This window comes from Polynucleobacter sp. AP-Kolm-20A-A1 (assembly GCF_018688315.1).
Taxonomy (GTDB): domain Bacteria; phylum Pseudomonadota; class Gammaproteobacteria; order Burkholderiales; family Burkholderiaceae; genus Polynucleobacter.
On sequence record NZ_CP061315.1, the window covers coordinates 1,269,224 to 1,281,305 of the forward strand.

The window sequence follows — 12,082 nt, forward strand, 5'->3', positions numbered from 1 at the left end:
CTAAAGATCCGGATCAACACCCTCGTCAAACTGATAAGGGTGTTGCCCCCTATTCAGGCAGTTACGGACATAGTCAATGCTTGTTCGCAAAGCATAGTAATCGCTCGATAGGCGCTTAGAGACTTGTACATTCAGGGCTTTGTACTCCAGCAAATCTAATTTCTTTAGATATTCATTGCGCTGCTCTGGGTTGTAATTCAACAGCAATTCTTGCTCAAACTTTTTCAGCTCCCCATAAAGACGATTGAGCTTGTTTTGCATCCGCTTCGCTCGATAGCTTGGAAGCGCTTGCAAAATTGGGTAGGCAAGCACACAAAACGGCAACAACACAAATATCAAGCGACTAATTAATTCAGCAATCCAAAATGGGAAATAAGCAGCTAATAAAGGATAGTTATTCTTCTCGTAGTGAACGGCAACTGGGCTCTCAGTCGTGATCGAATCTTTGAAGGATGGGAACTCCCCACGCTCTGCAAAAAATGAGCCTTTACCGTTTATCGTTCTAGCGGCCTCCAAGAATAAAAACTGAATCGCTGGATGCATACGGTCATCAATCAATATATTGGTTGTGGTTGCAAGCAACTTCATATCCGCAGATGGAAAGTTTCTCGGCAAGCTAAATGCTCCTTGAGGAACATCCAAAAGATGCAGATAAGGGATGAGCTTGGCATAAGCCTCCGCCCGCTTAAAGGTTACGAGATGCATCATTGGATCGTTCAGTAGGGCCTGGACATTCGGGGCTTCATAGCTGTCCACAATGAATGCGCCATCGATCTCACCAAGTTGCAGCGCCTTCACAGCATCTCCGCCTGGAAGATTGCGCAATTGCACCCCACCCACATAACCAGACTCTTTTAAGATCTTGGTCGCCTGAGCATGCGTACCGCTACCCTCTACCCCAGTAGAAATTGTCTTGCCCAAGAAATACTTCAACATGCCATCTACCGCTTCAAGATCGGCAGACTTCATTTCTGGACCGCGATAAAAGAACCAAACAGGGTCGTAACCGATTGCGCCCAAAGACTGGATGCCTTTTATATGCTTTGCATGGACCACACCAGCTTGGACAAAGGCGGCCTGCACCGGATCATTTCGATCAGCCAGGCGCTCGATGTTTTCTTGCGCACCTTTAGTTGGAACAATCTCTAGGGTGACACCTTTTTCTTTAAAGAATTCTGCGTATTTTTTTCCAAGGTCCTCATAGGATCCGCCAGGAGATCCTGTAGCGATCATCACATGCCTTGGAGGCGGAGGATCTGCATATAGCCAAATGCCAACCAGAATAGCCAACAACAGCACTAAGAGCGGCCAAGCCTCTTGCATGAACTGAGTAAAGTCGCTCCACTTCTCCTCTGCAGTCTCTGCGAGGCCTAAATAGGTTTCTTTTAAGTCTTGTTTAAAGCTTCCCATGCATTACCGATCAGCAAATATGGCAAAAGCTAATGATAATGTGCTTATTGTCATTTTCTCAACTTGTATTCGGATACCCCAAAACCATGATGTTTCTTAGAAAATCCCAAGATCGCGGCTATGCAGACCATGGCTGGCTAAAAAGCTTCCACTCTTTCTCATTTGCCGGCTACCACGACCCTAAATTTATGGGCTGGGGAAACCTAAGGGTCATTAACGAGGATCGGGTTGCTGCTGGCATGGGCTTTGGAAAGCATGGTCACCGCAATATGGAAATTATCAGTTACGTACTTTCGGGCGAGTTAGCGCATGAAGACAGTATGGGTAACGTTAAAGGCATTCCTCCGGGTGATGTCCAGCGCATGAGCGCTGGTACAGGCGTTACCCACAGTGAGTTTAATCACGCCAAAGATCAAACCACCCACTTCTTGCAAATCTGGATAGAGCCAAATTTACTGGAGATTGCACCAAGCTATGAACAAATCAGCGTGCCCAGAATCGAAAAAGAAGGGAAGCTTCGACTCGTAGCATCCCCAAATGGCAAAGACAATTCCGTAAAAATTCATGCTAATGCCTACATGTACGCAGGATTATTTAATGGATCAGAATCGACCACCCTAAGCCTTAATCCACAGCGCAAGGCTTATGCGCACTTAATTCGAGGATCGCTCACCATCAACGGTCAGCAGCTTGAAGGAGGTGATGCCCTCTTGATAGCTGATGAGGGCTTATTAGAGATCACCAATGGAAAAGACGCTGAAGTCTTGATATTTGACCTCAGCGCCTAAGTTGAATTCTAGAGTTAGTCCAGCTTAATCTTTGCTTTCTCAATCACCACTTTCCATCTAGCAATATCGGAGTTATACAAATCCGTAAATTGCTGGGTGTTCATTGGCGCAATTTGAACGCCCGCTTTTTGAAAACGCTCTTTCATTTCGGGGGTTTCTAAGATTTTTAATACCGCGCTATTAAGCGCCTGAACAATACTAGTAGGCGTGCCAGCAGGAACAAACATTCCTTGCCATAGAGCCATTTCATAACCCTTTACACCAGCCTCCTGGATGGTCACCAACTCAGGAGCGCCGCTAAAGCGAGCCTTGCTAGTAACAGCCAATGCCCTTACCTTTTCACCTTTATACAAAGGAAGACCTACTGGCATACCAGCAAAATAGAAATCGATTTGACCACCCACTAAATCAGTTGCTGCCGGTGATCCACCTTTATAAGGAATATGAATTGCCTGTAAGCCGGTAGTGGCGAGAAACAGTTCGCCCGCCATATGATCTGAATTTCCAATCCCTGAAGATCCAAAACTTAACTTGCCAGGTTCTGCTTTGAGCATCGCAATGAGATCAGCGACACTTTTAGCGTTGGAATTGTTATTCACAATCAAAATATGCGGTGTAGCAGCAACGCCTACTACTGGCAATAAATCCTTTTGGCCATTAAATGGCAATCTAGGATTTGCTGCCACATTGATTGCCAAGCCATTTTGTGCAAACAAAATGGTATAGCCATCCGGCGTACTTTTCGCTACCGCATCGGCAGCCAAACTACCCGCCGCACCACCACGATTCTCCACCACAATCGGTTGCTTTAATGCAATGCTCAGGTCATTTGCAATCATCCGACCCACAATGTCGGTTGAGCTACCTGGCGCATAGCCAATCATCATTTTGATTGGCTTATCTGGGTAAGCAGCAAAGGCCGCCCCCGCTATTACCGGAACTACTGCCACGCTTATTGCTATGTTTTTTATTAATTTTTTAAACATATTGTCTCCTCCAGTATTTCTATAAATGTAAAGCTGCGATACCGCACTCCTTAGCGCAGGTATTCAAAGCCTGCAACAACTCAGGCGCTACCGGAATGCCTTTGCGCATTCTTTCCGCCATCACTTTTGCCGCACCTTCTCCAGGCACACGAATTTCTTTTACACCAGGCAGTGTTGATGAGTTCTTAAGATCCTCAACCAAGGTCATCACCCGTTGAACAAAATCTTCTCTATTTCCAAAGGCGCTTGGATCAACAGCAATAATGGTTTGTCCAGTGTTGGTAATCAAATCATGATGTGCATTGAAATCAATAGTTCCCTTACCAACAGCCGCATTATTTAAAGCACCCGCAAGCAATCCAATCATTACGGCCAGACCGTAACCTTTATAGCCACCAATAGGCAACAAAGAGCCCTCAGAAGATTTTTGTGGATCAGTAATTGGATTTCCCTGACGGTCCATCATCCAACCTTCTGGAATAGGCTCGCCTTTTTGGGCGGCTACCTTAACCTTGCCATAAGCAGCAACTGTTGTTGCTATGTCTAATAGCACAATAGGTTCATTGCCAGCTGGCACAGCGATCGCTATAGGATTTGTAGAAAGCAGTAAATCAATTCCGCCCCAAGGAGCCATGTGATTTGCGTTGCCGACTGCCATATAAATACCGATATAACCCTGCTCCGCTAATTTCCGTACGTACACCGAAGCCGCGCCAGAGTGATTTCCAAAGTGACTACCAATCCAGCACACGCTGTGTTGTTTCACTTTCTCAATTGCAAGCTCTACCGCTTTATTCATCACCAGGTGACCTAATGCGTTATCACCATTAATCAAAGCCGTTGCACCTTGCTCGCGCTCAATATGAATATTGGGATTCAGGTTTACGCCCCCTGCACGAATTCTCTTTAAATAAGCAGGCAGGCGAAAGATGCCATGGCCATCAGCACCAACCAAGTCAGACTGGATCATTAACTCTGCAATGAGATTCGCATCAGCCAACGGAACTTGCGCTGACTGCAATGCACTAGAGATAAATGCCTGTGCATCAGAGATGGGAAGATATTTTATGTTTGACATACTGATTTAGATTTCGGAGCTTGCCTTGAATTCCATACTGTAGATGTATTTATTTTCGGGGTGGTGAGTCACTGTAACCTCAAATAACTTATCTTGGTCATCAAAATAACGGCGAATAATCACCAAACACGGATCATGTGGCTTGAGTATTAGCTTTTCCGCCATTTCGACCGAGGCTGGAGCTGCATAGACATCCACTTCCGCCCGCTCAATTCTGGCGCCATACTTTTTTTCAATCTGCTCGTACACCATCACCTGAGCATGCTCTGGGTCTGATGTTAAGGACGCGAATTGAGGGAGGATATAAATATCTGTATACGCAATCACCTCTTCCGATTGCTGACGTTTGCGTATGCCGCCAATGTGATACCAAGAAGAGCCAATCGGCGCGCCCACAATTTGGCTGAGATTGCCATCAAGCTCTACAAACTCTTCAACCAAGTTAACTCGATAGGTATTGCGCGAATAACTCAAGATATCGGTAGGCGAGTTATAGCTTTGACTAAAGCGACGCAACCTTTGCCTTGAAACCACTTGAGTAGGTGCGCCCTGTCGGCGATAGATCAGCCCATTGGATTCCAGAATTTGGAGGGCATGCCGTAAGGTATGCCTGCTGGACTGAAAATCTCTACAGAGATCTGCCTCAGCAGGCAAGATAGAGCCAACAGGCCAATCCCCTTTGTATATATGTTGCTCTAGCGTATTCGCTAGAGCTTTATATAGGGGCAAACGTTCGGTCAATTTAGGAAAGTCCAAACATTTTCTTGCCAGCAACAGGCAAGCTAGCCTTCAAGATATCACCTGATAAAGATTCAGTAATGTACAAATCCTTATTCTCAGGTCCACCAAAACACATATTGGCCAAATGATGATGATGTGGGTTCTCAGAGTAGATTAAATGTGTTGGCAACATATTGTTATCAAATCTCCAGATGCCAATACCAAGATGGCACACCAATAATCCATTTTCAGAATCCATTTCGATTCCATCAGGTCCCGCTACACCACCCGTCAATTGAATGGCAACGCCGGTCTTTGATACAGAGCCATCGGCCATCAATGGCAATCTCCAGATTTGCTGTGATCTAGTTGCCGCTACAAAGACGTGCTTTTCTTGGGTATTCAAAGTGATACCGTTTGGACTTGGGACGTTTAATGCCAAACGATCCAATTGACCATTGGCGCGCAATCTAAACACTCGACCTGTAGGGTCTGCAATACCAGTTTGACCTTGGTCCGTGAAATACAGGTCCCCATTTGAAGCAAAGTGAAGATCGTTTAAACCTTTAAAGTTTTCGCTATACATAGAACCCAAAATGGTTTCAATCTTTCCAGTCTTGGTGTCTAAAGCAAGCAAACCTGCTTTGTAATCACAAATGAATGCGCGGCCATCTTTATGAAACTTCAACCCGTTTGGCCAACCATCGTATTGCGTTACCAAATCCCAATTACCTTTAGTGTCGATTCTAAAAACACGGCCGAAAGGAATATCCACAAACCATAAATTACCTTCACGGTCGAATGATGGGCCCTCTAAAAAACACTCCACCTCAGCGCCCTGACGATTAGGGTCAGACCAGCCGGTGCGGGATTTTTTCCTGAATTTCTCAGGCATCGTTGAAAACACTTCAGTTTTAATTTTTTCGACTGGCTGGAAAGGGTTATGCATAGTCATTTGGGCTGTCTCCTAAGCTAAGTTATGCGTATATGTTATGTTTTATCACCATACTATTAAACCATATTTAATGTTAGTCTTATATCTTTATTGAGCTGTATTGATAAAGCTCACTTCTTAACTTAGCCGTATAGGTTGAATAATATGAAATCTGTAGCCGTCATCGGAACTGGCATCATGGCAGCGGGCATTGCCGCTGGATTCATTGCCAGAAATATTCCTGTTGTCATTTTGGGTAGAAGCAAAGAAAAAGCGGATGCCTGTTTAGATAAGTCCATCACACTAGCTAAGAAAATTGGCATGACTGGCCCTAATGCACAAAAAGATCCAGCGCTAATTAAGACCGAGCAAAGCACCGATACCTTAGAGGGTTGGAGCGATTGGAACCAATTTCAGTGGGTTATTGAAACCGTTGCTGAGAACTTAGAAATAAAGCAGGCCGTATTTTCTTTTCTTGATAAGACTGTGCCGCCTCACATTCCTATCGGTAGCAATAGTTCTGGATTTCCAATTAGCAAAATTGCCGAAGGCCTCACTACTGCGAATCGCATGATGGGTGCCCATTACTTTATGCCTGCGGAAGTCGTGCCATTGGTAGAAATTGTGATGGGACAGAAAACAGATCTGGCAAGCGCGCAACAAGCCTGTGAACTTTATAAGGCGATTGATAAGAAGCCAGTGCTCGTCAAAAAAGATATCCCCGGCTTTTTAGCCAACAGAATTCAACATGCTTTGATGAGGGAAGCCTTGTCCCTGGTTCAAGAGGGTATTGCAACACCCGAGGATATTGATGATGCCGTCAGATACAGCTTTGGATTTAGGTATGCCGCCGTTGGACCAATGACCCAAAAGGAAATTTCCGGTTGGGATGGCATGGCCAATGCAGCCAAGGAAATCTATCCATCACTATCGAATATCACCACCCTACCTCCAAAAGTCGTTCAGCTCATGAGTGAGGGCAAGACCGGCATGAAGGCAGGCGAAGGATTTAGAAAATGGAGTCCAGAAGAAATTGCAAAAGTGTCTGACTCTTATTCAAGAAGACTTAAAGCAGCCTTTGATGTTCTCAATATTGAATAACTGAGTAACCCTTGCAAACAGCCTCTTTTACCCTCTCAGCATTTGGAGTAATACCAATGCCGGTATCAGCTAACTGCGACACAGGGAAATGGCCTTGTTCCGCAGCCAATGGCTTCTCGCAAATATCAAACTGCAAATATTGATTTGACATGCTAAAGCCCCAAGGTACATCTCCTAATGCAAAGCCAATGGATGCTGTTGCTGCAGCCGATAAGGAGGTTTCTGCAACCTTGCAAGCCAAATTCAATTGCAATGCATTAGCAGCTAAAAATCTTGCGCATTTAAATGCCTTAGTTACACCACCTGTTTTGATTAACTTCAAACTTGCGCCGTCAAAGGCGCCCGCCTCCAGAAATTCACTAATTTCTTCCAATCCGTGGATAGATTCATCCAAACCAATCGGAATGGCAGATTCTTTTTTGAGCAGCACAAAGTCTTCCATAGGTAAATCTGCTGCGATGAGCTGCTCTGCGAATGCCAATTTTTTTGCTTCTGCAGATCGGCAAAATGTCATGGCGTTTTCTAAACTCATTGCACCGTTAGCATCCACGGAAATTACATCATTGCCTAAAGCCTCAGAGAGCACCTGGACTCGATGCAAATCCTCGGCCAAGCTTAAAGAGCCAATCTTGATTTTCCAGTGCTTAAAGCCTAGCGCACGATACGCTTTTGCATCTGCCAATTCTTTATCTAAGGTTCCGCCCAACATCCTGAGCAAAGGAATGCTGGCGGGTTTTGTGCGCAGATCCAAATTGGCACTCTTGCGCAAAAATTGCCACAAGGCAATGGATTCTTTTTGGGTGTACAAATCTAATAAAGCCATTTCAAGGCAAGACTTGGCAGAAGCGTTGCCGTACAAAATACAATCAAGCTGCGCACAAAATTGGCTTGGGTCACTCCACTCCAACGAGCGGGCTTTATCAACAAGGTATTTCACATTTGCAAGCAAACTATCAAGCGTCTCACCAGTCATCAATGGTGCGACAGAGGCCTCACCCCAACCTTTTCGGCCCTCTGCGTCTTCAAGGCATACCAGCACTGTTTTGGCATCAACAATCAGCTCACGCGCCATCTTAATCGGCTCAATGAGCGGAATAGATAGCGGAAAGATGGTGGCTTGAGTGATTTTCATTTTTACAGTGGTTTACAGTTTTAACTAATAAGAATAATTCAGGAGAACCTTACATGAGAAAAATAATTTTGGCATTGTCGCTGGTCAGCGCTTCTTTAATGGCTTCGGCACAGACCTACCCTAACCAACCGATTAAGCTCATTATTCCATTTGCAGCTGGGGGGCCCTCTGACGTACTAGCTAGAGGCTTTGCTCCAAAACTGGGGGATAACCTAGGTCAACCAATCATTATTGAAAATAAGCCGGGGGCTGGAGCAAATTTAGCCGCTGAATACGTTGCCAATGCTAAACCAGATGGTTACACACTCTTTTTAATGATGGTGGGCACACAAGCGATCAATGAAACACTCTACAAGAAATTAAATTACAACTTAGTAAAAGACTTTGCACCAATCTCACTGGTTGGCTCATCTTCACTAATGTTTGTAGCAACCCCAAGCGCTCCATTCAAAACAATTCCTGAATTGATTGCCTATGCAAAAGCCAATCCTGGAAAAGTAAACTTTGGCTCCTCCGGGACTGGTACGCCATTACACCTTGGTGGAGAGCTCTTTAATACCCAAGCAGGCACCGATATTCTGCATGTCCCTTACAAAGGTGCTGCCCCAGCTCTAACTGATGTCTTAGGCGGTCAGATTCAGACTGCCATCGTTGGCACACCTGCAGCTCTCCCCTACGTGAAATCTGGCAAGCTAACTGCGTTAGGAGTAACCAGCCTCAAGCGCTCTCCAAATGCTCCTGAAATTCCTGCTGTTTCAGAAACGATTCCAAAGTTCGAAGTAGAGCTAGTTTATGCAATCGTTGCCCCAGCAGAAACTCCTAAAGCAATTGTTGATAAATTGAATGCGCAATTAATCAGCGTATTAAATAATCCGGAGATCAAAAGCCAGTTGAACTCTAGAGGCTTTGAGGTGGTCACAAGTACCCCGAATCAATTAGGTGAATACATTAAATCTGAAGTGACTAAGTGGGGCCCTATCGTTAAAAAATCTGGCGCTAGCGCTGAATAACTGAATATTGAAAAAGAAAGAGCATCATGATTGAAATATCCGAAAAACGTCTAGCGGGCCCTATTATTCGCCTGCATCCCAACGACAATATCGTTGTTGCACGAATTGATGTTGGTATCGGCACAGAAGTGCCTAGTGAAAATTTCACGAGCCGCAGCCAGGTTCCAGCTGGATACAAGATTGCTGCCAAGAAAATCTCCAAGGGCGAACCAATCCTGAAGTACAACGTGACTGTCGGCTTTGCTAATACCGATATCGAAGCAGGCACGATGGTTCATAGCCACAACACGGAGTTTCGTGAATTTGATCGTGACTATGCTTATGCCAGCGAATTCAAGCCAACACAGATGTTGCCTGAATCAGAGCGCGCAACCTTTCAGGGTTATGTAAGGCCCAATGGCAAAGTAGGTACACGCAACTTCATTGGCATCTTATCCACCGTCAATTGCTCTGCGACTGTCGTTAATAAAATTGCCGACTGGTTTACGCCCGAAAGATTAAAAGATTATCCAAATGTGGATGGCGTGGTTGCATTTAGTCACGATATTGGCTGCGGTATGGAGATGAGCGGTGAGCCCATGGAGCTGCTTCGTCGCACCATGGCTGGATATGCTCGCCACCCTAACCTGGCTGCAGCGCTGATTGTTGGGTTGGGTTGTGAGCGCAATCAACTCAAGGGATTGATGGAGCAAGAAGATTTAACTGCTGGCACCAATCTACATACTTTCATCATGCAAGAAACTGGTGGAACACGCAAAACGATTGAGGCTGGTATTGAGGCAGTTAAGGCCCTACTTCCTGAAGCAAACAAAGCCAAGAGAGAAACCGTTTCTGCAAGCCACCTTTGTGTAGGTTTGCAATGTGGTGGATCAGATGGTTTTTCATCCATCACCGCAAATCCTGCTTTAGGGGCAGCAATAGATATCTTGTCCCGTCATGGTGGAACTGGCATTCTTTCTGAGACTCCAGAGATCTATGGCGTCGAACATACTCTTACCCGTCGTGCTGCAAGCCAAGCGGTTGGTGAAAAACTCATCAAGAGAATCCGCTGGTGGAAAGATGAATATTCCGTTGGTAGGGATGTACAAATCAATGGTCAAGTAAGTCCAGGTAATCAGATTGGCGGACTTGCGAATATTTTTGAGAAGTCCCTAGGCTCATCCATGAAGGGTGGTACAGGCCCCCTCATGGAAGTTTATAAATATGCTGAACCGGTTACTGCAAAGGGATTTGTATTTATGGATACGCCCGGCTTTGATCCAGTGTCAGCAACTGGTCAAATTGCTGGTGGTGCAAATCTCATCGCCTTTACAACAGGTCGAGGCTCAATGTTTGGCTCTAAACCAGCGCCTTGCATCAAGCTTGCCACCAATACCCCAATGTATCAACGACTTACTGAAGATATGGACATTAACTGCGGAGAAATCTTAGATGGCACCGTCTCTGTCCAAGAGATGGGTCAACGGATATTCGAGCTTTTCCTCAGAACTGCATCAGGAGAGGCCTCCAAGAGCGAACTTTTGGGCTTGGGCGATTATGAGTTTGTGCCCTGGCAAATTGGCGTTATGAGCTAAGAGGACTGTAGAATTCATCATTAGCTCAATAAGGATTTAATTCAGCTTATGAAATTTAAGGATTACTACGAGACTCTTGGGGTGGCACGCTCTGCCACCGAAGCAGAAATCAAGTCAGCGTATCGTAAGCTGGCGCGCAAATATCATCCGGACGTTAATAAAGAGGCCGGAGCCGAAGAGCAGTTCAAGCAAATTGGCGAAGCTTATGCTGTTTTAAAAGATACCGAGAAGCGTGCAGCCTACGATCGCTTTGGTGAAAACTGGAAAAATGGTCAGGACTTCACTCCCCCACCAAACTGGAATGAAGGCTTTGAGTATTCAGACGCTGGTTTTGGTGGTGGACACCCAGGCTATAGCGGTGGATTCGAGGGAGATCAAAGCGAATTCTTTGAATCCCTTTTTGGCAGAGGCAAACATCGCCAAGGCGGCCGTGGAGGCCAATCACGCCAGGGCATGAATTTCAAAGGCCAAGATCATCATGCCAAAGTATTTATCGATTTATCGGACGCCTATAACGGTGCTAAGCGGACGATTGCTTTGCACATGCCAACGCAAGATGCGAGCGGCCATGTCATCACCCAAGAGCGCAAGCTCGATGTCAGCATTCCAAAAGGCATTAAGGCTGGACAAAATCTTCGCCTCTCAGGCCAAGGCGGCCCTGGTATGGGCGAAGGACCTGCAGGCGACCTCTATTTAGAAATTGATTTTCATCCGAGTGCAATTTACCGCATAGATGGTAAAGATGTATTCATCGATATTCCACTAGCACCATGGGAAGCGGCATTAGGCACGACTGTTAAGGTTCCCACCCCAGCAGGTACAACTTTAGAGCTCAAGATTCCCGCAGGTACAGTAGCTGGACGTAAGATGCGCCTCAAAGGCAAAGGCATTCCAAGCGCAGAACCTGGCGATCTGTATGTTGTCCCCACGATCGCCTTGCCCCCTGCCGAAACCGATGCACACAAAGAGGCTTATCAAGCCTTTGAAAAAGCATTTGATTTCAACCCGAGAACTCACCTGAAGGGATGATGAACATGACGCAAACGAATATCACCTGGATTGAAGGCGAAGTAGTTGAGAACGAAGTCCACATGACGATTATTGAGCTCTCACATGCTTCACGTACACCTGAAGAGCTCATCATGACTTGGGTATCTGAAGGCGTTTTGAGTCCTAGTGGCTCATCACCAGAAGACTGGCGCTTTGGTGGCGACTCTTTAAGAAGAGCAAAAACAGCCGCTCACCTAACCCACGATTTAGAACTGAATGTTCCTGGTGTTGCTCTAGCATTGGATTTGCTAGAAGAAATAGCCCAGCTTCGAGCTCGCTTACCGCGCGAGAGTTAATCT

The 12,082-nt window shown here is 45.7% G+C and carries 12 protein-coding genes; 6 read left to right on the top strand and 6 right to left on the bottom strand.

Features of this window, described 5'->3' with window-relative positions; translation table 11 throughout:
* A complete protein-coding gene (locus C2745_RS06315; RefSeq protein WP_215383531.1) occupies window positions 1–1,410 on the bottom strand; it encodes a TAXI family TRAP transporter solute-binding subunit in 1,410 nt (469 codons plus the stop codon).
* A gap of 86 nt (window positions 1,411–1,496) precedes the next feature.
* On the opposite strand from C2745_RS06315, the gene C2745_RS06320 reads away from it, so the two are divergent.
* A complete protein-coding gene (locus C2745_RS06320; protein WP_215383532.1) occupies window positions 1,497–2,198 on the top strand; it encodes a pirin family protein in 702 nt (233 codons plus the stop codon).
* 14 nt (window positions 2,199–2,212) lie between these two features.
* Here the strand turns inward: C2745_RS06320 and C2745_RS06325 are convergent, their stop codons facing one another.
* From C2745_RS06325 to C2745_RS06340, 4 genes are read right to left on the bottom strand one after another with little or no spacing between them, the layout of a single operon-like run.
* The gene (locus C2745_RS06325; protein WP_215383533.1) at window positions 2,213–3,184 is read right to left on the bottom strand and encodes a tripartite tricarboxylate transporter substrate binding protein; all 972 of its coding nucleotides are present in this window, start codon (window positions 3,182–3,184) and stop codon (window positions 2,213–2,215) included.
* A gap of 19 nt (window positions 3,185–3,203) precedes the next feature.
* A complete protein-coding gene (locus C2745_RS06330; protein ID WP_251368304.1) occupies window positions 3,204–4,262 on the bottom strand; it encodes an Ldh family oxidoreductase in 1,059 nt (352 codons plus the stop codon).
* A 6-nt stretch (window positions 4,263–4,268) separates the two neighbouring features.
* Entirely contained in the window at window positions 4,269–5,018 is a 750-nt protein-coding gene (locus C2745_RS06335) for a GntR family transcriptional regulator (protein ID WP_215383534.1), read from the bottom strand.
* Window positions 5,005–5,937 (bottom strand): SMP-30/gluconolactonase/LRE family protein, encoded by a 933-nt coding sequence (locus C2745_RS06340; RefSeq protein WP_251368305.1) that lies wholly within the window; start codon window positions 5,935–5,937, stop codon window positions 5,005–5,007. The genes C2745_RS06335 and C2745_RS06340 overlap by 14 nt, the downstream gene beginning before the upstream one ends.
* A gap of 144 nt (window positions 5,938–6,081) precedes the next feature.
* Between C2745_RS06340 and C2745_RS06345 the strand changes: the two genes are divergently transcribed.
* A complete protein-coding gene (locus C2745_RS06345; RefSeq protein ID WP_215383535.1) occupies window positions 6,082–7,017 on the top strand; it encodes a 3-hydroxyacyl-CoA dehydrogenase family protein in 936 nt (311 codons plus the stop codon).
* On the opposite strand, the gene C2745_RS06350 is transcribed toward C2745_RS06345, so the two are convergent.
* Window positions 7,004–8,149 (bottom strand): mandelate racemase/muconate lactonizing enzyme family protein, encoded by a 1,146-nt coding sequence (locus tag C2745_RS06350; RefSeq protein ID WP_215383536.1) that lies wholly within the window; start codon window positions 8,147–8,149, stop codon window positions 7,004–7,006. The genes C2745_RS06345 and C2745_RS06350 overlap by 14 nt on opposite strands.
* 53 nt (window positions 8,150–8,202) lie before the next feature.
* On the opposite strand from C2745_RS06350, the gene C2745_RS06355 reads away from it, so the two are divergent.
* Genes C2745_RS06355 through C2745_RS06370 form a run of 4 tightly spaced genes read left to right on the top strand, consistent with a single transcriptional unit; the run spans window position 8,203 to window position 12,079 of the window.
* On the top strand, window positions 8,203–9,159 hold the full coding sequence (locus C2745_RS06355; protein ID WP_215383537.1) for a tripartite tricarboxylate transporter substrate binding protein: 957 nt from the start codon (window positions 8,203–8,205) through the stop codon (window positions 9,157–9,159).
* Window positions 9,160–9,185: 26 nt separating this feature from the next.
* Complete coding sequence (locus C2745_RS06360) at window positions 9,186–10,733, top strand: UxaA family hydrolase (RefSeq protein WP_215383538.1); 1,548 nt, start codon at window positions 9,186–9,188, stop codon at window positions 10,731–10,733.
* A gap of 48 nt (window positions 10,734–10,781) precedes the next feature.
* Window positions 10,782–11,762, top strand: a complete 981-nt coding sequence (locus tag C2745_RS06365; protein ID WP_215383539.1) for a DnaJ C-terminal domain-containing protein — start codon at window positions 10,782–10,784, stop codon at window positions 11,760–11,762.
* A gap of 5 nt (window positions 11,763–11,767) precedes the next feature.
* Window positions 11,768–12,079, top strand: coding sequence for a chaperone modulator CbpM (locus C2745_RS06370; RefSeq protein WP_215383540.1), 312 nt, complete (start codon window positions 11,768–11,770; stop codon window positions 12,077–12,079).
* Window positions 12,080–12,082 lie beyond the last annotated feature (3 nt).

What these genes read in the sequence shown, in the direction of transcription:
- C2745_RS06345 (WP_215383535.1), top strand. Translation starts at nt 6,082, where the DNA reads ATGAAATCTGTAGCCGTCATCGGAACTGGCATCATGGCAGCGGGCATT.
- C2745_RS06370 (WP_215383540.1), top strand. Translation starts at nt 11,768, where the DNA reads ATGACGCAAACGAATATCACCTGGATTGAAGGCGAAGTAGTTGAGAAC.
- C2745_RS06315 (WP_215383531.1), bottom strand. Translation starts at nt 1,410, where the DNA reads ATGGGAAGCTTTAAACAAGACTTAAAAGAAACCTATTTAGGCCTCGCA.
- C2745_RS06350 (WP_215383536.1), bottom strand. Translation starts at nt 8,149, where the DNA reads ATGAAAATCACTCAAGCCACCATCTTTCCGCTATCTATTCCGCTCATT.
- C2745_RS06320 (WP_215383532.1), top strand. Translation starts at nt 1,497, where the DNA reads ATGATGTTTCTTAGAAAATCCCAAGATCGCGGCTATGCAGACCATGGC.
- C2745_RS06360 (WP_215383538.1), top strand. Translation starts at nt 9,186, where the DNA reads ATGATTGAAATATCCGAAAAACGTCTAGCGGGCCCTATTATTCGCCTG.
- C2745_RS06325 (WP_215383533.1), bottom strand. Translation starts at nt 3,184, where the DNA reads ATGTTTAAAAAATTAATAAAAAACATAGCAATAAGCGTGGCAGTAGTT.
- C2745_RS06340 (WP_251368305.1), bottom strand. Translation starts at nt 5,937, where the DNA reads ATGACTATGCATAACCCTTTCCAGCCAGTCGAAAAAATTAAAACTGAA.
- C2745_RS06355 (WP_215383537.1), top strand. Translation starts at nt 8,203, where the DNA reads ATGAGAAAAATAATTTTGGCATTGTCGCTGGTCAGCGCTTCTTTAATG.
- C2745_RS06365 (WP_215383539.1), top strand. Translation starts at nt 10,782, where the DNA reads ATGAAATTTAAGGATTACTACGAGACTCTTGGGGTGGCACGCTCTGCC.
- C2745_RS06330 (WP_251368304.1), bottom strand. Translation starts at nt 4,262, where the DNA reads ATGTCAAACATAAAATATCTTCCCATCTCTGATGCACAGGCATTTATC.